Origin of the sequence: Streptomyces sp. NPDC052101, from assembly GCF_040680235.1 — a bacterium.
Taxonomy (GTDB): domain Bacteria; phylum Actinomycetota; class Actinomycetes; order Streptomycetales; family Streptomycetaceae; genus Streptomyces.
Map to the genome: position 1 here is coordinate 13,451 of NZ_JBFAWH010000018.1, position 19,426 is coordinate 32,876.

The window sequence follows — 19,426 nt, forward strand, 5'->3', positions numbered from 1 at the left end:
GGCCGGGCGGGCACCTTCGCGCTGGCCGCCGCCGTCACCCGGTCGGGCATGGCCGCCCTGCGCCGCGGCGCGCCCGGCACACGTGCGCGTTGGGAGCGGAAGAACTACGCCGGGCGGACCGTCGGGCTGTACGCCGGGCCCGCTTCGGCGCTCGGTACGGCCGCCGCGGCCTCGCGGGTGCATCCCGGGGCCGCTCTGGCCGCTCTGGCCGCCGGGGCGTGCGGGGCGTACGACGACGTCGCCGGGGACCACCGGCGCGGCTTCCGGGCGCATCTCGGGGCACTTCGTGACGGTGAGGTCACCAGCGGGGCCGTGAAGTTGTTCGGGATCTCGGCCGCGGGGCTGGCCGCGGGAGCGTTCATGAAGGAGCGGCCGCTGGACAGGCTGCTCGCCGGGATCGTGATCGCCGGTACCGCGCACTTCGTCAATCTCGTCGACGTACGGCCCGGGCGGGCCGCCGGCGCGGTGCTCGCGCTCGGCGCGCCGGGGCTGCTGCGGAAGGGGCCCGGGGCCGGGCTGTCGGCCGCCGCGATGGGCGCCGCCGCGGCCGTCCTGCCCGACGACCTCGCCGAGCGCGCGATGATCGGGGACACGGGGGCGCACGCGCTCGGCGCGGCGCTGGGGGCGGCCGTCGTGGCGGGCAACGGACGCGCGGGGCTGCTCGCGCACGCCGTCGCGGTCGTGGCCGCCGCCGCGTACGGAGACCGGGTGAGCGCCTGGGCACGGGCGCTGTGAGTGTCTGACCTCGCCGGATTCGGTCGTACGGGGTTCGGCCGCGCCGGGCTCCCCTCACCCGTGTGGGTGACATGCTCCGGCGCATTGCCCCGGCCCGCCGCACTGTGCGCCCGCCGGATTTCCCGTAACGGCCCGTCGCCCTGGCATGCTGGAGGGAACACGGTCCGCGCGGGAGGCGCGCGAGGTACGTCCGTCCGCCCCCGTGAGCCCGCTACCTTCGGTACGTTTCCTCGTGACCGCCCACGTCGAACCAGGAGCCCCGGCCCCGTGAGCCCCCTGAGCAGCAACGCGCCGTACGGTCAGTCGCCGCTGCGCACCGTGCAGGTGCTGGGCGGAGGCAACGCCGCCAGCAGCGCGCATGTGCGCTCGCTGGCCGAGGGGCTCGTGGCGAGGGGCGTACGGGTCACGGTGTGCGCCCCCGTGGAAGCCGACCGCACCTACGATTTCACCGGCACCGGTGCCGACCACGTGCACGTGCCGCGCAGCAGCGACCCCGCTTCCGTGGCCGCGCTGCGGGCGGCCTGCACGGACGCCGACCTGGTGCACGCGCACGGGCTGCACGCCTCCTTCCGGGCGGTGCTGGCGCTCAGCGGCCGCCGCACCCCGCTGATGGTCACCTGGCACGACCGGGCGCAGGCGCAGGGCCCGCGGGCGCATTTCCTGCGGCTGCTGGAGCGGCGGGTGGTGCGCACGGCGGCCGTGGTCCTCGGCACCAGCTCCGACCTGGTGGACCGGGCCCGGAGCACAGGGGCGCGGGACGCCCGGCTCGCCGCCGTCGGCCTGCCGGGGCAGCGGCGGCCCGTCGTCCTCGACGACCCCGACCGGCTGCGCCCCAAGGTCCGGGCCGAACTCGGCGCCACCGACCGCCCGTTGCTCATCGCGGTCGGCTCCCTCGACCGGCACCGCGGCTACGACGTCCTGCTCGACGCGGCCCGCGCCTGGCGCGACCTCGACCCCGTGCCGCTGGTCGTCATCGCCGGGGAGGGGCCGCAGCGCCCGGAGCTGCAGCGGCGGATCGAGGACGAGGGGCTGCCGGTGCGACTCATCGGCCGCCGCGAGGACGTGCCCGAGCTGCTCGCCGCCGCCGATCTGGCGCTGCTGACCAGCAGCTGGGAGTCACGGTCGGTCCTCGCCCAGGAGGCGCTGCACGCGCGCGTGCCGCTCGTCGCCACCCGGGTCGGCGGCATCCCCGACCTCGTCGGCGACGCGGCCGAACTCGTCCCGTACGGCGACCCGGAGGCGCTCGCGGACACCGTCGTACGGCTCCTCGCCGATCCCGAGCGCCGCGAGGAACTGCGCGAATCGGGAGTACGGCAGGCCGCCGGCTGGCCGACCGAGGACGACACGGTCGCCCAAGTGCTCAGCATCTACGACGAGTTGACCCAGCCCCGGCCACTCGCCTAATGCCGGGGCACTAGGACACGTGCCGACGGGCCCGCAGGGCCAGGCTCAGCGCCAGGACCGTCTGCGGGTCGTCCAGGTCGGTGCCCAGCAGCTCCCCGATGCGGGCGAGCCGGTTGTACAGGGTCTGCCGGTTCAGATGCAGCTCGCGGGCGGTCTCCGCCTTGCGGCCGGCGTGCGCCAGATAGGTCTCCAGGGTCGGCAGCAGCGGCGGCTTGGAGCGGTGGTCGTGGTCGCGCAGCGGGCCGATCGCGCGGTCCACGAACGCGGCGAGGTCCGGGTGGTCACGCAACCGCCACAGCAGCAGGTCGATGTCGAGGCGGCGGGCGTCGTACCAGGGCCGGTCCGTCAGGCCCTGCGCCGCCGTCGCCGTCTCCGCCGCATGCCTGAGCCCGGCCGACGCGGCCGCCCAGCCGCCCGCCACGGCGACCACCACGACCGGCGACGGAGAGCCCGGCCGGCGCATCCCGGCCCGCTCCACCCCCGCCCGCAGCGCCGCCGCCACCCGGTCCGCGACCGCCGAGCGCTCCGACTCCGAACGCAGCCCGAGCAGCACCAGCACCCGGCCCTCCACCGGACGCACACCCAGCAGCACCGGCACCCCCACCGCGGCCAGCTCCTCCGAGACCGCCCGCGCCAGCACCGCCCAACCCCCGCCCGGCGAAAGGGAGTCGCCGATCCGCATCACCACCGGCAGCAGCGGGCTCTCGCCGGGCTTGAAGCCGAGGACCCGGGCCTGCGCCGGGGCGTCCTCCGCGCTGATCCGGCCCTCGGCGAGATCGGTGAGGAAATCACCGCGCCCGCGGGCCGCCAGCTCCTCCTCCTGGCGGGCCTGCATCAGCACCACGGCGAGAATGCCCGCGGCCCGCTCGGCGGCGATCCGGTGCACGGGGGCCAGCGGTGACCGTACCGGCAGCAGGACCAGACGGGCGCGCACCGAACCCGCCGTACCCGGGCCGCCGCCGGGCACGTCCACCAGCACCGAACCCGCGGGCGGCGGCGCGTCCTTGTGCGGACCGCGCAGCCCCTCCCACACCTGCAGCGGATCCGCCCCCTCCGGGCCCTCCCCGGCGGCGTACAGCAGACGCCCGTCGGCCGTCTCCAGGAACACCGGGTTGCCGCTGAAGTCCGCCAGGATGCCCAGCACCTGCGGCACCCCGCCGCCGCCCAGCAGCGCCTCGGTACAGCGCCGGTGCACCTCCTCGGCCCGCTGGAGCAGGGCGTAGTGGCCGTTGACGATCTCGGTGTGGATCTCCTCGGTCACCGTCACGAACGGCACCTCGCGGTGCAGCTGGACCAGCGGCATCCCCGCCGCGCGGGCGGTGTCCACCAGGGCGGCGGGCAGCCGGGTGAAACGCGGACCCAACTCCACCACCAGGGCGGCGATCCCGCGCTCGGCGAGGGTGCGCACGAACGCCCGCTGCTCGGCCGGGCGGGTGCCGAGGCCGTAGCCGGTGGTGAGCAGCAGTTCGCCGCCCTTGAGCAGCGAGGCGATGTTCGGCACCTCGCCCGCGTGCACCCAGCGCACCGTGCGCCCCAGCCGGTCGGCACCCGCGAGGATCTCCGGCAGCCCGCTGCGCAGCCCGGGCAGCTCCAGCGCCCGCTGCACGGTGATCCCGGCGCCCTGGGTGTCGAATCGGTGGTCCGTACGGCTGGTCATGCAGCGGACGCTACCTGCGTGAACGCCCTCGGGACAGCTCCCTGTCAGATGGGCTTGATGTTGTGGTTGAAGCGGAAGACGTTGTCGGGGTCCCAGCGGCGCTTCACCTTCTCCAGCCGCAGCAGGTTTCCGGCGCCCAGGCCCGCCCGGACCCGCTCGGGGCCCTCGTCGCCCAGGAAGCCGAGGGGGACGGCACCGGTGCTCCAGGGGCGTACCTCGGCGCACGCGTCCCGCACCCAGCCCGTCGCCCGCTCGTCGTCGTCCGGGTCCGCCCAGCACGCGAAGGGGTGCACGGTCCAGGAGGCGTCCCGGTACGGCACCGGGAACTCACGCGATCCGGCGGCGATCGCGCCGCCCAGCGGGAAGATCACATGCCGGCTGCCGTTCGGCCCGGGCAGCCCGGCCGCGCGGGCGCAGAAGCGGTTCACCAGCTCGTCGGGCAGATCCGCCAGGCACTCCGCCGACCAGTGGTTCCTGAGGCCGGACGGGGAGTCCCACATGCACTGCACATCGGCGTACGGCAGGGTGCCGACGATCTCCGGCTCGTGCGGCGGCGCCAGCAGCGGCTCGGCGAGCCCCCGCAGTTCGTTCTCGCCGCCCGCGTACGTCAGCAGGGCACCGCACAGCAGCCGGGACTCGGGGGGCGGACCGGTCAGGTACAGCACGGCGCCGCCGACCTCGTCCGGTCCGGTGCGGATGATCTCGCGGAAGGCACGGATCACGTCAGGACCGGACTCCGGCGGACACAGCAGCAGCACGACCGAGAACTCCGGCAGCTCGTGCAGCTCCAGGGTGAGCGCGGTGACGACGCCGAAGTTGCCGCCCGCGCCGTGCAGCGCCCAGAACAGCTCGGGGTTCTCGTCGGCGTTGGCGTGCACCCGCTCGGCGTCGGCGGTCACCAGCTCGGCACCGATGAGGTTGTCCACGCCGAGGCCGAAGGCGCGGTCCAGCCAGCCGGTGCCGCCGCCGAGCGCGAAGCCGCCGACACCGGTGGTGGAGGCACGGGCGCCGGTGGTCGCGAGACCGTACGGCTGGGTCGCCCGGTCCAGGTCGCCCGTCGTGGCCCCGCCCTCGACCCGGACCGCCTCGCCCGCCGGGTCGACGGTCACCCCGTGCATCCGGCGCAGGTCCACCACGAGGGCGCCGTCACCGAGCGCCGACCCGGCCACGCCGTGCCCGCCGCCGCGGACGGCGATGCGCAGGTCCAGATCGCGCGCGAAGCGCACGCAGCGGACGACGTCGGCCACGTCCGCGCACTGGGCGATCACGGCGGGGCGCCGGTCGACCCTCGCGTTGAAGACCGTACGAGCCCGGTCGTAGCCGGCGTCCCCCGGAGCGAACACATCGCCGGTGAGGTCCTCGCGGAGCGCGGCCAGGGCCGTGTGCGCCGTGGAACGGGAAGCCATGGCAGCCCCCTTTCGGACAGGGTGCCGCCTTCCAGCCTAGGCGGGCCGCTCAGCCGCCGTACGCCCCCGAAGCCGTCAGCCGCAGTGCCGTGTCGATCAGGGGAACGTGGCTGAAGGCCTGCGGGAAGTTGCCGACCTGGCGCTGCAGGCGCGGGTCCCACTCCTCGGCGAGCAGGCCGAGGTCGTTGCGCAGGGCGAGGAGCTTCTCGAAGAGCTTCCGCGCCTCGTCCACCCGGCCGATCATCGCCAGGTCGTCGGCCATCCAGAACGAGCAGGCGAGGAACGCGCCCTCGTCGCCCGGCAGCCCGTCGACGCCCTCGCTGTCGCCCTCCGTCGGGTAGCGCAGGATGAACCCGTCCGGGGTGGACAGCTCGCGCTGGATCGCCTCGATCGTGCCGATGACGCGCTTGTCGTCGGGCGGCAGGAAGCCCATCTGGGGGATGAGCAGCAGCGAGGCGTCCAGTTCCTGGGAGCCGTAGGACTGGGTGAAGGTGTTGCGTTCCTTGTCGTAGCCCTTCTCGCAGACGTCCCGGTGGATGTCGTCGCGCAGTTCCTTCCAGCGCTCCAGCGGGCCGTCCGCGTCCCCGGACTCGATCAGCTTGATGGTGCGGTCCACCGCGACCCAGGCCATCACCTTGGAGTGCACGAAGTGCCGGCGCGGGCCGCGCACCTCCCAGATGCCCTCGTCCGGCTCCTGCCAGTGGTCCTCCAGGTAGCGGATGAGCTTGAGCTGGAGCAGGGAGGCGTAGTCGTTGCGGGCGAGGCCCGTCATATGGGCCAGGTGCAGGGCCTCGGTGACCTCGCCGTAGACGTCCAGCTGGAGCTGGTGGGCGGCGCCGTTGCCGACCCGGACCGGCGCGGAGGCCTCGTAGCCGGGCAGCCAGTCCAGCTCGGCCTCGCCCAGCTCGCGCTCGCCGGCGATGCCGTACATGATCTGCAGGTTCTCCGGGTCGCCGGCGACCGCGCGCAGCAGCCACTCGCGCCAGGCGCGGGCCTCCTCGCGGTAGCCGGTGCGCAGGAGGGAGGAGAGGGTGATCGCCGCGTCGCGCAGCCAGGTGTAGCGGTAGTCCCAGTTGCGGACGCCGCCGATGTCCTCCGGGAGCGAGGTGGTGGGGGCCGCGACGATGCCGCCCGTGGGGGCGTACGTCAGTGCCTTCAGGGTGATCAGCGAGCGGACCACCGCCTCGCGGTACGGCCCGTGGTACGTGCAGTGCTCGACCCACTCGCGCCAGAAGTCCTCCGTCGCCTCCAGCGAGGCCTCCGGCTCCGGCAGCGGCGGCGGCTCCTTGTGCGAGGGCTGCCAGGAGATCGTGAACGCGATCCGGTCACCCGGGGCGACCGTGAAGTCGGCGTACGTCGTCAGCGACTTTCCGTAGGTCTCCGCCTCGGTGTCGAACCAGACCGAGTCGGGACCGGCGACGGCGACGGTCCGCCCCTCGTGCTTGTGCACCCAGGGCACGACCCGGCCGTAGGAGAACCGCATCCGCAGGGCCGAGCGCATCGGCACCCGGCCGGTGACGCCCTCCACGATCCGGATCAGCTGCGGCGCGCCCTCGCGCGGGGGCATGAAGTCGGTCACCCGGACCGTGCCGCGCGGGGTGTCCCACTCCGACTCCAGGATCAGCGAGTCGCCGCGGTAGCTGCGCCGGGCGGCCGCCGGCGGAGCCGAGTCGGCGGCGTGGGCCGGGCCGAGCCGCCAGAAGCCGTGCTCCTCGGTGCCCAGCAGGCCGGCGAAGATGGCATGCGAGTCGAAGCGGGGCAGGCACAGCCAGTCCACCGTGCCGTCCCGGCAGACCAGTGCGGCGGTCTGCATGTCTCCGATGAGTGCGTAGTCTTCGATGCGCCCGGCCACGTGCAACTCCAGTCGAACGGCCACGTCACCCCCGCGCAGGGGGCTGTCGCTAGTGCGGTCAAGGGGTCGTTGTTATGCGTCGTTGAGCGGTGAAGCAAAGCAGCCCGCCGAGCCCTGGGGCAAAACGGCAGTCCTTGCTCAACGAACTGCCGCGCTCTCGTTGTTCCGGGTGGTGCAGGCGGGGGTGTGCCCTCATTCCGGCCGGGCTCGGCAGCGAGTGTCCGAGCAGGATACGACGCACGTAGATGATCTGCGTGCCGCTCCGGGCAACCCGTGTGGGCCGAACGGGTGAGCAGCGGGTGATAAACGTGTGACCTGTGCGTGCCTGTGGTGACACGTGTGGCGAGTGGTTCTGTACCGGCGTCTGTGCCGGGTCCACTGCCTGACCCTGTGCCGGGTTTGTCCCCGGGTTCGTGCCCGGGTGATTGCGGAGCGTGGCCGGAAGCCATCTCGTCCAGGCGCTGATACCCTGGTAGCCCGTGGACCGGTGGGCCTGAAACCCCCGAACCGCAGCGACGGCACCCCCGGAAGCGTCCGGGCGGGCAGCCGCACCGCATCACAGACAGCGACCACGGGAGCCCCCTCTTGGCCATGCCGCCCAAATCCACGACGACCAAGCACATCTTCGTCACCGGGGGCGTCGCCTCCTCGCTCGGCAAGGGCCTGACCGCCTCCAGCCTGGGCATGCTGCTCAAGGCCCGCGGCCTGCGCGTCGTGATGCAGAAGCTCGACCCGTACCTGAACGTCGACCCCGGCACGATGAACCCCTTCCAGCACGGTGAGGTGTTCGTCACCAACGACGGCGCCGAGACCGACCTGGACATCGGCCACTACGAGCGCTTCCTCGACCGCGACCTGGACGGCTCGGCGAACGTCACCACCGGTCAGGTCTACTCGACGGTGATCGCCAAGGAGCGGCGCGGCGAGTACCTGGGCGACACCGTGCAGGTCATCCCGCACATCACCAACGAGATCAAGCACCGCATCCGGCGCATGGCGACCGACGAGGTGGACGTCGTCATCACCGAGGTCGGCGGCACCGTCGGCGACATCGAGTCGCTGCCGTTCCTGGAGACCGTCCGCCAGGTCCGCCACGAGGTCGGCCGGGACAACGTCTTCGTCGTCCACATCTCCCTGCTGCCGTACATCGGCCCGTCGGGTGAGCTGAAGACCAAGCCGACCCAGCACTCCGTCGCCGCGCTGCGCAACATCGGTATCCAGCCCGACGCCATCGTGCTGCGCTGCGACCGCGAGGTTCCGACCGCGATCAAGCGGAAGATCTCGCTGATGTGCGACGTCGACGAGGCGGCCGTGGTCGCGTGCCCCGACGCCCGCTCGATCTACGACATCCCGAAGACCGTGCACGGCGAGGGCCTGGACGCCTATGTCGTCCGCAAGCTCGACCTGCCGTTCCGCGACGTCGACTGGACGACCTGGGACGACCTGCTCGACCGCGTCCACAACCCCGACCACGAGATCACCCTCGCGCTGGTCGGCAAGTACATCGACCTGCCCGACGCGTATCTGTCGGTCACCGAGGCGCTGCGCGCCGGCGGTTTCGCCAACCGCGCCCGCGTGAAGATCAAGTGGGTCACCTCCGACGACTGCAAGACCCCGGCCGGCGCCAAGGCGGCGCTCGGCGACGTCGACGGCATCTGCATCCCCGGCGGCTTCGGCGACCGCGGTGTGCTCGGCAAGGTCGGCGCCATCCGCTACGCCCGCGAGAACAAGATCCCGCTGCTCGGCCTCTGCCTCGGCCTGCAGTGCATCGTGATCGAGGCCGCGCGCAACCTGGCCGACGTCCCGGACGCGAACTCCACCGAGTTCGACCCGGCGACCGGCCACCCGGTCATCTCCACCATGGCCGAGCAGATGGACATCGTGGCCGGCGAGGGCGACATGGGCGGCACCATGCGTCTCGGCATGTACCCGGCGAAGCTCGCCGAGGGCTCCATCGTGCGCGAGGTGTACGACGGCAAGGAGTACGTCGAGGAGCGCCACCGCCACCGCTACGAGGTGAACAACGCCTACCGCGCGGAGCTGGAGAAGAAGGCCGGCATCCTCTTCTCGGGCACCTCGCCGGACGGCAAGCTCGTGGAGTACGTGGAGTACCCGCGTGACGTGCACCCCTACCTCGTCGCCACGCAGGCGCACCCCGAGCTGCGCTCGCGTCCGACGCGTCCGCACCCGCTGTTCGCCGGGCTGGTGAAGGCGGCCGTGAAGCGGAAGATCGCGAAGTAGCACAAGAGCGGTACGGTGGCCGGGGCGCGCGGATGCAGAAGGACCGCGCCCCGGCCGCTGGTGCATGTGTGGAGGGACAGGGCATGACGATCAAGGACACCCCAGAGGCGTGGGAGATCCGGGCTACGGAGACCCCCTTCGTGGGCAACAAGACCTCCGTCCGCACGGACGACGTGGTCATGCCCAACGGCTCGGTGGTCCGCCGCGACTACCAGGTCCACCCGGGCTCGGTCGCCGTCCTCGCCCTGGACGAGGAGGACCGCGTGCTGCTCATCAACCAGTACCGCCACCCGGTGCGGCACAAGCTGTGGGAGATCCCGGCCGGTCTGCTCGACGTCCCCGGTGAGAACCCGCTGCACGCCGCCCAGCGCGAGCTGTACGAGGAGGCGCACGTCAAGGCCGAGGACTGGCGGGTGCTGACCGACGTCTACACCACGCCCGGCGGCTGCGACGAAGCCGTACGGGTCTTCCTCGCCCGCGGTCTGTCCGAGGCCGAGGGCGAGCGGTTCGAGGCGGAGCACGAGGAGACCGACATGCAGCACGCGCGCGTGCCGGTCGAGGAGCTGGTGCGCCGCGTCCTGGCCGGTGACGTGCACAACAACTGCCTGGTCGTCGGCGTCCTGTCGCTGGTGGCCGCCCGCGGCGGCGACGGCCTCGACGCGCTCCGCCCGGCCGACGCCCCCTGGCCGGCCCGCCCCTTCGAGTCCTGAGGCACGGTTCAAGCCCCGGGACTCGGCCGTTCGGCCCACTGGTGTGACGATCGCCTGATCCGATCAGGGGACCTGTCGGCCGCGCTCCTCACGGCGCGTCGCAGGGCGTGAACTAGGCTCGTGCACGCCCGTGGCGGAAGATCCGGCGGGCTTGCGCGTGCGGTGGGACGGGAGCGTGGCCCGTGACGGATCAGGTGGTGGACACAGGCGCCGTGCGGCTGTCGGCGCACGAGGGCGCGGAAGACCATTTCCTGGGCCGTACAAGGGAGTTGAAGGAGCTGTGCGCCGACATCGAGCGCGCGGGACTGGACACCCTCTCCGGCCGCAAGGCGCCACGCGCGCGCGTACTCCTGATCGCGGGTCGCCCCGGCTCCGGCCGGACCGCCCTCGCCGAGGAACTGGTACGCCAGGTCGAAGGCCGCTACCCGGACGGGGTGCTGCGGGCCCGGCTCAGCGAGCCCGACGGCACCCCCGTCCCGGTCGGGCGGGCCGCCCGTGAGCTGCTCGCCGCGCTGGAGCTGCCGGCCCCGGCCGGTGCCGCCGAGGAGGAGCTGACCGCGGCGCTGCGCACCGCCCTCGCCGACCGGCGCACACTCCTGCTGCTGGACGACGCGGCCGGCGCCGAGCAGGTCGACGCGCTGCTGCCCGAGGCCCCGGACTGCCTGGTGGTGGCCGTCTCCTCGGGCCCGCTCACCGGCATCGCGGACGTCCGCCCCTGCACCCTGGGCGGCCTGGACACCAAGTCCGCGGTGGAACTGCTCACCCGCTACACCGGCGCGGTCCGCATCACCGTCGACCCACGCTCCGCCGAGAGCCTGGTCGAGGCCTGCCAGGGCCATCCGGCCGCGCTCGTCCTGGCCGGCGGCTGGCTCGCCGCCCGCCCCAAGTCAGCCGTGTCCGACCTCGCCAAGCGGCTGCGCACCCTCGCCGACGACGGCACGGACACCACCCCGCTGGCCCGCGTCTTCCGGCACGTCCACGCCGAGCTGCCCGCTGCGGCCGCCCGGATCCTGCCCCTGCTCTCCCTCGCCCCGGCCGGCCTGATCGACCCGCACACCGCCTCCGCCCTCGCAGGCTGCTCGGTCGACTTCGCCCGTACCACCCTGGACAGCCTCGTCGACCTCGGTCTGCTGCGTCTGGTGGACTCCCCGCTGCCCCAGTACGACGTCCCCGGCTGTCTGCACCCGATGCTGCGCGGCTGCGCCGAGAGCCAGGAGCGGCCCGCGGAGCTGCAGCTGGCCCGGGCCCGGATGCTGGAGCGGACGGTACGGCTGCTGCAGTCCTGCCGGGCGATCACCGAGACGGACAGCACGCAGGCCCGGGAGAAGCTGAGCGCGATGCCCCGCGAGGTGCGCTTCCCGCACCCCAGGGCGGCCGCCGACTGGCTGCGCATCCGGCGGCCCGCGCTGCTGGCGTCCGCGCGGCTCGCGGTGGCCGACGGCGAGCTGGACACCCTCGCCCGCCGGCTGATGTCCCAGCTGGTCAGGGCCATGGTGGCGCATGAGGGCACGCAGGCCGCGGCCCCCGACCTGTACGACGTGCACAGCCTCGTCCTCGATGTCGCGGGGCGGCGCGGCCTGCCCCGGGAGGAGGCCGCGGCCCTGCTGAACCTGGGCGACGTGGACGCGCAGACCGGCCGTACTCGGGACGCGCTGGCCCGCTACCGGCTGGCGCTGGACGCCGGGCGCCGGGCGAATGACCCGTATGCGAGCGGCCGCGCGATGGAATCCGTAGGCGGCGCGTACCAGGAGCTGGGGGATCACGACCGGGCCGCCGACTGGTTCGGCCGGGCCCTGGCCGAGCGGCTGGCCCGGGGCGAGCGCGAACCGGCCGCCCGGCTGTACGGCCGGATCGCCACCGCCCACACCTACGCGGGCCGCTACGGCGAGGGGCTGCGCAACTGGCGGGCCGCCGTCGCCGGCTACCGCAAGAGCGGTGATGTGGCCGCCCATGCGCGGGCGTTGAGCGAGCTGGCCCGGGTGCAGGAGTACGCGGGGCGGTTCGCGGACTCGCTGCGCACCTGCCAGGAGGCGGTGGAGTGGGCGCGGCGGGCCGAGGACATCCGGCTGCAGGCCGCGCTGCAGCTCCGGCTGGCCGACACCCTGGAGCGGCTCGGCGACCACGCCGCGGCCCTTCTGCACCGCGGCGCGGCCGCGCGCATGCTGGACCAGGAGGCCCCGAAGGACGACGCAAGCCCCAAACAGGATGGTGACGCCTGCGAAATCCGTAGTGCATCCAGCGAAGATTGATGCAATGAAAGGCTAGACAGCCGGAACGCCTTCATTAAACTGGCTCTGCCGCACGTTCTCCTGCGGTGTCTCCCGGTGTGCCCTGCATGCCTGGGTATGTCATGTAATGCACCCCCCATACCCTCTGAGCCAAGGACCGTGATCCACGTGAAGGTCGGCATCCCCCGCGAGGTCAAGAACAACGAGTTCCGGGTGGCCATCACCCCCGCCGGTGTGCACGAGCTGGTGCGCAACGGCCACCAGGTCGTCATCGAGCGCGGCGCCGGCGTCGGCTCCTCCATCACGGACGACGAGTACGTGGCCGCCGGTGCCCAGATCCTGGACACCGCCGACGAGGTCTGGGCCACCGCCGACCTGCTGCTGAAGGTCAAGGAGCCCATCGCGGAGGAGTACCACCGCCTCCGCAAGGACCAGATCCTCTTCACCTACCTGCACCTGGCCGCCTCCAAGGAGTGCACGGACGCGCTCGTCGAGTCCGGCACCACGGCCATCGCCTACGAGACCGTCGAGCTGCCCAGCCGCGCGCTGCCGCTGCTCGCCCCGATGTCCGAGGTCGCGGGCCGCCTGGCCCCGCAGGTCGGCGCCTACCACCTGATGCGCGCGGCCGGCGGCCGCGGTGTACTGCCGGGCGGCGTCCCGGGTGTGACCCCGGCCAAGTGCGTGGTCATCGGCGGCGGCGTCTCCGGCTGGAACGCCACCCAGGTCGCCGTCGGCATGGGCTTCGAGGTGACCCTGCTCGACCGCGACATCAACAAGCTGCGCGAGGCCGACAAGATCTTCGGTACGAAGGTCAAGGCGATCATGTCCAACTCCTTCGAGCTGGAGAAGGCCGTCCTCGACGCCGACCTGGTCATCGGCGCGGTCCTCATCCCGGGCGCCAAGGCCCCGAAGCTGGTCACCAACGAGCTGGTGGCCCGCATGAAGCCCGGCAGTGTCCTTGTCGACATCGCGATCGACCAGGGCGGCTGCTTCGAGGACTCCCACCCGACGACGCACGCCGAGCCGACCTTCCCGGTGCACAACTCGGTCTTCTACTGCGTCGCCAACATGCCCGGCGCGGTGCCCAACACCTCCACCAACGCCCTCACCAACGCGACGCTGCCCTACATCGTCTCCCTCGCCAACAACGGCTGGGTCGAGGCGCTGCGCCGCGACGCCTCGCTCGCCAAGGGTCTCAACACCCACGACGGCAAGGTGGTTTACAAGGAGGTCGCCGAGGCCCACGGCCTGGTCCATGTCGAGCTGGAGTCCCTGCTCGGCTGACCCAAAAGGCGATTCGTCAACACGGTTCGTCAACAGCGCGCACCCGGCCGGACCTTGCCCGACAAGGTCCGGCCGGATGTGTGTATGGTCACTTGGCGACTCTTGGTCAACTCGCCTCGAACGCAACCCTTCGACCGATTCGTACACCGGTGAAACCTGCTGTGCGACGGCCGTACGCCCTTGACAGCGAGATGTTTCATTGCCGACACATCCTGCCGGGTCCGGCGGATTGTGTTGCTGCGGACCGCCGACACGCCATAGAGTCGCCAACCGTCGGCATGGTGCCACGCTGACCTTGTCTAGAAGTTTCCTGGTCACCAAGGAGGTAAGACGACTTGTGAATGAGTCGACATTTTCTCCCGGGGGTGGTCAACCAGGAATGCCTGTACGGGGCCAGGGCTCCGCGGGATTCGAGGCTGTCGGCTCCGTAGCTGTGCGCACCTTCGCAGCCCACCAGAGTCCGGGTCCGCAGACCGCCCGGACAGCACACCAGAGCATGGATGGCCATCACGTGAACGCCATGGCCGGCGACGGAAGTGGCGCGCCCCACAACCAATTCGCCGACTACGACGAACTGCCCGAGGGGCACTTCTACGACCCCGACGCCGAGTACGAGCCCGATCCGGAGTACGCGGCCACGCTCGCGCCCGACGCGGCCCGCCAGCGCCGCGAGCGCATCGGCCCGACCGGACGCCCGCTGCCGTACTTCCCGATCCCGGGCCCGCTGACCGACCACGGCCCCGCGACGATCATCGCGATGTGCAACCAGAAGGGCGGCGTCGGCAAGACGACGTCGACCATCAATCTGGGTGCCGCGCTCGCGGAGTACGGCCGGCGCGTGCTGCTCGTGGACTTCGACCCGCAGGGCGCGCTGTCGGTGGGCCTCGGTGTCAACCCGATGGAACTCGATCTGACGGTCTACAACCTGCTCATGGAGCGGGGCATGTCCGCGGACGAGGTCCTGCTGAAGACGGCGGTCCCCAACATGGACCTGCTGCCCTCCAACATCGACCTGTCGGCCGCCGAGGTCCAGCTGGTCTCCGAGGTCGCCCGCGAGTCGACGCTGCAGCGCGCCCTGAAGCCGCTGATGTCCGACTACGACTACATCGTGATCGACTGTCAGCCCTCGCTCGGCCTGCTCACCGTCAACGCCCTGACGGCCGCTCACAAGGTGATCGTGCCGCTGGAGTGCGAGTTCTTCGCGCTGCGCGGTGTGGCCCTGCTGACCGAGACCATCGAGAAGGTCCAGGAGCGGCTCAACCCCGAGCTGGAACTGGACGGCATCCTCGCCACGATGTACGACTCGCGCACGGTCCACAGCCGCGAGGTCCTGGCCCGGGTGGTCGAGGCCTTCGACGACCACGTCTACCACACGGTCATCGGCCGCACGGTCCGCTTCCCGGAGACCACGGTCGCCGGTGAGCCCATCACCACCTACGCCTCCAACTCCGTCGGTGCCGCCGCCTATCGCCAGCTCGCCAGGGAGGTGCTCGCCCGGTGTCACGCCGAGTGAGTCTGCCCGGGGCCGACGAACTCTTCCGTACGACAGGGGGGATGGCACTCCAGCCGTCGACTCCCCGGCGCGCGGCCAACGGTGAGGCCCGGGTGCCGGCTCCCGCAGGGGAGAGCGACGATGTGGCCGCCGCCGAGGACGCACCGCAGTCCGTGCCCGTGCAGAGCGGTGACGGAGCGGGCGCGGAGCATGTCGCGGCGGAGGCCGACGCGGCCGAGGCCGGCGAGTCCCGCACCCGCCCGGCCCGCCGGCAGGCGGCGCAGGAAGGTTCTGCCGCCGCGCAGCCGCGCAAGAAGGGGCGCGCGGCCGCGCGCCGGCCCAGCGGCCGCGAACGGCACGACGAGAAGATCACCGTGTATGTGTCGGCCGAGGAGCTGATGGACCTCGAACACGCCCGTCTCGTCCTGCGGGGTGAGCACGGGCTGGCGGTGGACCGCGGGCGGATCGTCCGTGAGGCGGTGGCCGTGGTCCTGGCCGACCTGGAGTCCCGCGGGGACGCGAGCATCCTCGTCCGCCGGCTGCGGGGCCGGTAGGGGTAGCCTGCGGGGGCTATGACCTCGAACGACGTTCCCGTCCCCGGCGCCGGTGCCGGCCGCAGGCGTGCGCTGGGGCGGGGACCGGGCGCGGTGCGGGTCGAGCCGGTTTCGCCTCCGGCGGAGAGCGAACCGGCTCCGGCGGAGAGCGAACCGGTGGCTGCGGAGAGCGAACCGGTGGCTGAGGTCGTGGCCACGGCTGAGTCCGAGCCCGGAGCCGCAGAACCCGAAGAGCCCCGCGACGGCGTCTTCAAGGTCCGGCTCGCCAACTTCGAGGGCCCCTTCGACCTCCTCCTCCAGCTCATCTCCAAGCACAAGCTGGACGTCACCGAGGTCGCGCTGTCGAAGGTCACCGACGAGTTCATGGCGCACATCCGGGCCATGGGACCCGACTGGGACCTGGACCAGACGACCGAGTTCCTCGTCGTCGCGGCCACCCTGCTCGATCTGAAGGCGGCCCGGCTGCTGCCCGCCGCCGAGGTCGAGGACGAGGCGGACCTGGCGCTGCTGGAGGCGCGGGACCTGCTGTTCGCGCGCCTGCTGCAGTACCGCGCGTACAAACAGATCGCCGACATCTTCAACCGGCGCCTGGACGACGAGGCCCGCCGCTGGCCCCGTACCGTCGGCCTGGAACCGCACCACGCCGAGCTGCTGCCCGAGGTCGTCATCAGCATCGGCCCCGAGGGCTTCGCCAGGCTCGCTGTGAAGGCGATGCAGCCCAGGCCCAAGCCCCAGGTCTACGTCGACCACATCCACGCCCCGCTGGTCAGCGTGCAGGAGCAGGCCCAGATCGTGGTCGCCCGGCTGAAGGAGCTGGGCGAGGCCAGCTTCCGGGCCCTGATCGAGGACGCCGACGACACGCTCACCGTCGTCGCCCGCTTCCTCGCCCTGCTGGAGCTGTACCGCGAGAAGGCCGTCGCCCTGGAGCAGGAGGCCGCGCTCGGGGAGCTGCTGGTCCGCTGGACCGGCGGGGACGCCGACACGGCGCCGATGGTCACCGACGAGTTCGACCGGCCGCCCGAGCCGCCCAAGGACGAGCGGCCGAAGGAGGAGAAGAAGCCGTGAGTGGGACCACCGAGCTGCCGGCCGGCCTCGCGGCCGTCGCCGGCCTCGACCTCAAGCCCGCCCTGGAGGCGATGCTCATGGTCGTCGACGAGCCCGCGACCGAGGAGCACCTGGCGAAGCTGCTGGAGCGGCCGAAGAGGCAGGTCGCGGACGCGCTTCGGGAGCTGGCCGACGAGTACACCGTGCAGGGCCGCGGCTTCGAGCTGCGGTTCGTCGCGGGCGGCTGGCGCTTCTACAGCCGCGCCGAGTACGCGCCCGCCGTCGAGCGGCTGGTCCTGGACGGCCAGACCGCACGCCTCACCCAGGCGGCACTGGAGACCCTCGCGGTCGTCGCCTACCGCCAGCCGGTCAGCCGCAGCCGCGTCTCCGCCGTCCGCGGAGTCAACTGCGACGGCGTGATGCGCACCCTGCTGCAGCGCGGTCTGGTCGAGGAGGCGGGCACGGAACCCGAAACAGGTGCGATCCTGTACAGGACGACGAACTACTTCCTGGAGCGGATGGGCCTGCGCGGCCTGGACGAGCTTCCGGAACTCGCGCCCTTCCTCCCGGAGGCGGAGGCGATCGAGGCCGAGACCCAGGAGGGAGTCCCGTCGTTCGACCCGGACGCGCCCGACGCGCCCGGCGGTCAGGACGCGGACGACTAAGACGGAACTTTGATGCGAAGCAGCGGCAGCGGCAAGAGCGGCGGGCGCGGTAACCACCGCGGTGCCGGCAACGACAGGGACCAGAAGCAGGGGCAGGGCCGTCCCCGCAAGCCCCGCCCCGAGGAGCGCCGCTACGACGTGGGCCCCGGCGCCTCCCCGGACGGCCCCAAGTCCGGGCGCGGCGGCGCGGCGCGCGGCGGCGCCAAGGGCAGTCCGAAGAAGCCCCAGCAGGGCGGTCGTACGGCCCCCGCGCGCTCGCGTGAGTACGAGACGCGGGTCGAGGAGCGCAACCGGGAGCGCTACGCGGGCAAGAAGGACATCAAGCTGCCCAAGACCTTCCCGGGCGCCGAGCAGGAGGGCGAGCGGCTGCAGAAGGTCCTCGCGCGCGCCGGCTACGGCTCGCGGCGGGCCTGCGAGGAGCTGATCGAGCAGGCGCGGGTCGAGATCAACGGCGAGATCGTCCTGGAGCAGGGCCGCCGGGTCGACCCGGAGAAGGACGAGGTCAAGGTCGACGGCCTGACCGTCGCGACGCAGTCGTACCAGTTCTTCTCGCTGAACAAGCCCGCCGGTGTCGTCTCCACCATGGAGGACCCGGAGGGGCGGCAGTGCCTCGGGGACTACGTCACCAACCGGGAGACGCGGCTCTTCCACGTGGGCCGGCTGGACACCGAGACCGAGGGCGTGATCCTGCTCACCAACCACGGCGAGCTGGCGCACCGCCTCACCCACCCCAAGTACGGCGTGAAGAAGACCTACCTCGCGGCGATCGTCGGCCCGATCCCGCGCGACCTCGGCAAGCGTCTGAAGGACGGCATCCAGCTGGAGGACGGCTACGCGCGCGCGGACCACTTCCGGGTCGTGGAGCAGACCGGCAAGAACTACCTGGTCGAGGTGACCCTGCACGAGGGCCGCAAGCACATCGTGCGGCGCATGCTGGCCGAGGCCGGCTTCCCGGTCGAGAAGCTGGTCCGCACCGCCTTCGGCCCCATCACGCTCGGCGACCAGAAGTCGGGCTGGCTGCGCCGCCTGTCCAACACCGAGGTCGGCATGCTGATGAAGGAAGTCGAACTCTGACCGCCGCTTGCGCCTGATCACCATCCCCCTTTATTGTCACGGTGACGATAAAGGGGGATGGTGATCTGATGCCGAAGCACGCGGCCACCGGAGCGCTCCTGGGCCTCGCCCTCGGAGACGCCCTCGGCTTCCCGACCGAGTTCAACGACGTGCCCTCGATCCTCGCCAAGTGCGGGCCCTGGCGGGAGATGGAGCTGCCGCGGCGCGCCTTCGTCTCCGACGACACCCAGATGACCCTCGCCCTCGGGCGGGCGCTCAGGACGGCCATGGACCGCGGGTTCCTCGCCCCGAAGCGGCTGGAGCGGCCGCTGCGCGAGGAGTTCGTGGACTGGTACGACTCGCCGGAGAACAACCGCGCCCCGGGCAACACCTGCCTGACCGCGTGCGGCCTTCTGAAGGAGGACGGCCGGGCCTGGCAGGACGCCAGCCAGATCGGCTCCAAGGGCTGCGGTGCCAACATGCGGGTCGCCCCCATCGGGCTCGCGCCCGGCCTGAGCGACGAACAGCGCTCCGGCGCCGCCCAGTTGCAGTCCGCCCTCACCCACGGCCACCCCACCGCGCTCGCGGCCTCCGACCTCACCGCGCACGCCGTCCACCTGCTCGCCCAGGGCACCGACCCGGCGGGCCTCGTCGGCCGGCTGCGCTCGTACGCCCTCGACCACCGCACCCGGTACGACCACACCTGGCTCGGCGACCTGTGGACCCGCTCCCAGGACCCCAGCCCCGAGCACTTCATCGCGCGCGGCTGGGACGAGTGCCTGGAGGTCCTGGACCGCCTCCAGCAGGCCGTGCGGACCGTTTCCCCGGAGACCGACCCGTGCCTGGCCACCGGCGCGGGCTGGATCGCCGAGCAGGCGCTCGCCACCGGTCTGCTGTGCTTCCTGCTCTTCCCCGACGAGCCCGTCACCGCGCTGCGCCGGGCCGCCTGCTCCTCCGGAGACTCCGACTCCATCGCCTGCCTCACCGGCGCCTTCGCGGGCGCCTGGCTGGGCGCGGAGGCCTGGCCGGCGGACTGGGCCGAGCGCATCGAGTACCGAGGCGACCTTTTGGCCCTGGGAGCCCTCTGGGACGCTTAGGACC

General features: G+C 72.4%; 15 protein-coding genes. 12 read left to right on the forward strand and 3 right to left on the reverse strand.

Going from position 1 to position 19,426, the window contains the following annotated elements:
- Window positions 1-48: 48 nt before the first annotated feature.
- On the forward strand, window positions 49-735 hold the full coding sequence (locus AB0L75_RS28655) for a hypothetical protein (protein ID WP_365186684.1): 687 nt from the start codon (window positions 49-51) through the stop codon (window positions 733-735).
- A 267-nt stretch (window positions 736-1,002) separates the two neighbouring features.
- Complete coding sequence (locus tag AB0L75_RS28660; protein WP_365186353.1) at window positions 1,003-2,139, forward strand: glycosyltransferase family 4 protein; 1,137 nt, start codon at window positions 1,003-1,005, stop codon at window positions 2,137-2,139.
- Window positions 2,140-2,149: 10 nt separating this feature from the next.
- Here AB0L75_RS28660 and AB0L75_RS28665 read toward each other — a convergent pair whose 3' ends face one another.
- Genes AB0L75_RS28665 through AB0L75_RS28675 form a run of 3 tightly spaced genes read right to left on the reverse strand, consistent with a single transcriptional unit; the run spans window position 2,150 to window position 7,054 of the window.
- Window positions 2,150-3,796 (reverse strand): PucR family transcriptional regulator ligand-binding domain-containing protein, encoded by a 1,647-nt coding sequence (locus tag AB0L75_RS28665; protein ID WP_365186355.1) that lies wholly within the window; start codon window positions 3,794-3,796, stop codon window positions 2,150-2,152.
- A gap of 44 nt (window positions 3,797-3,840) precedes the next feature.
- Window positions 3,841-5,202, reverse strand: a complete 1,362-nt coding sequence (locus AB0L75_RS28670; RefSeq protein ID WP_365186356.1) for an FAD-binding oxidoreductase — start codon at window positions 5,200-5,202, stop codon at window positions 3,841-3,843.
- 49 nt (window positions 5,203-5,251) lie between these two features.
- Window positions 5,252-7,054 carry a glycoside hydrolase family 15 protein gene (locus tag AB0L75_RS28675; RefSeq protein WP_365186687.1) on the reverse strand — a complete coding sequence of 601 codons (1,803 nt, stop codon included), beginning with the start codon at window positions 7,052-7,054 and terminating at the stop codon, window positions 5,252-5,254.
- 591 nt (window positions 7,055-7,645) lie between these two features.
- On the opposite strand from AB0L75_RS28675, the gene AB0L75_RS28680 reads away from it, so the two are divergent.
- The 10 genes from AB0L75_RS28680 (at window position 7,646) to AB0L75_RS28725 (ending at window position 19,422) form a co-directional block, all read left to right on the forward strand.
- Window positions 7,646-9,295: a CTP synthase gene (locus AB0L75_RS28680; RefSeq protein WP_365186358.1), complete on the forward strand. Its 1,650-nt coding sequence runs from the start codon at window positions 7,646-7,648 to the stop codon at window positions 9,293-9,295.
- Window positions 9,296-9,378: 83 nt separating this feature from the next.
- Window positions 9,379-10,005: an NUDIX hydrolase gene (locus AB0L75_RS28685; RefSeq protein ID WP_365186360.1), complete on the forward strand. Its 627-nt coding sequence runs from the start codon at window positions 9,379-9,381 to the stop codon at window positions 10,003-10,005.
- Window positions 10,006-10,187: 182 nt separating this feature from the next.
- Window positions 10,188-12,254, forward strand: a complete 2,067-nt coding sequence (locus tag AB0L75_RS28690; RefSeq protein WP_365186362.1) for a tetratricopeptide repeat protein — start codon at window positions 10,188-10,190, stop codon at window positions 12,252-12,254.
- A gap of 147 nt (window positions 12,255-12,401) precedes the next feature.
- Complete coding sequence (ald, locus tag AB0L75_RS28695; protein ID WP_365186364.1) at window positions 12,402-13,517, forward strand: alanine dehydrogenase; 1,116 nt, start codon at window positions 12,402-12,404, stop codon at window positions 13,515-13,517.
- Window positions 13,518-13,896: 379 nt separating this feature from the next.
- Entirely contained in the window at window positions 13,897-15,030 is a 1,134-nt protein-coding gene (locus tag AB0L75_RS28700) for a ParA family protein (protein WP_365186367.1), read from the forward strand.
- Window positions 15,015-15,563, forward strand: coding sequence for a hypothetical protein (locus AB0L75_RS28705; RefSeq protein WP_365186369.1), 549 nt, complete (start codon window positions 15,015-15,017; stop codon window positions 15,561-15,563). Before AB0L75_RS28700 ends, AB0L75_RS28705 begins: the two co-directional genes overlap by 16 nt.
- A gap of 18 nt (window positions 15,564-15,581) precedes the next feature.
- A complete protein-coding gene (locus AB0L75_RS28710) occupies window positions 15,582-16,628 on the forward strand; it encodes a segregation/condensation protein A (RefSeq protein WP_365186372.1) in 1,047 nt (348 codons plus the stop codon).
- Window positions 16,625-17,272 (forward strand): SMC-Scp complex subunit ScpB, encoded by a 648-nt coding sequence (scpB, locus tag AB0L75_RS28715; protein WP_365186375.1) that lies wholly within the window; start codon window positions 16,625-16,627, stop codon window positions 17,270-17,272. The genes AB0L75_RS28710 and scpB overlap by 4 nt, the downstream gene beginning before the upstream one ends.
- A 12-nt stretch (window positions 17,273-17,284) precedes the next feature.
- Window positions 17,285-18,346 carry a pseudouridine synthase gene (locus tag AB0L75_RS28720; protein ID WP_365186378.1) on the forward strand — a complete coding sequence of 354 codons (1,062 nt, stop codon included), beginning with the start codon at window positions 17,285-17,287 and terminating at the stop codon, window positions 18,344-18,346.
- A gap of 68 nt (window positions 18,347-18,414) precedes the next feature.
- Window positions 18,415-19,422: an ADP-ribosylglycohydrolase family protein gene (locus tag AB0L75_RS28725; RefSeq protein WP_365186381.1), complete on the forward strand. Its 1,008-nt coding sequence runs from the start codon at window positions 18,415-18,417 to the stop codon at window positions 19,420-19,422.
- Window positions 19,423-19,426 lie beyond the last annotated feature (4 nt).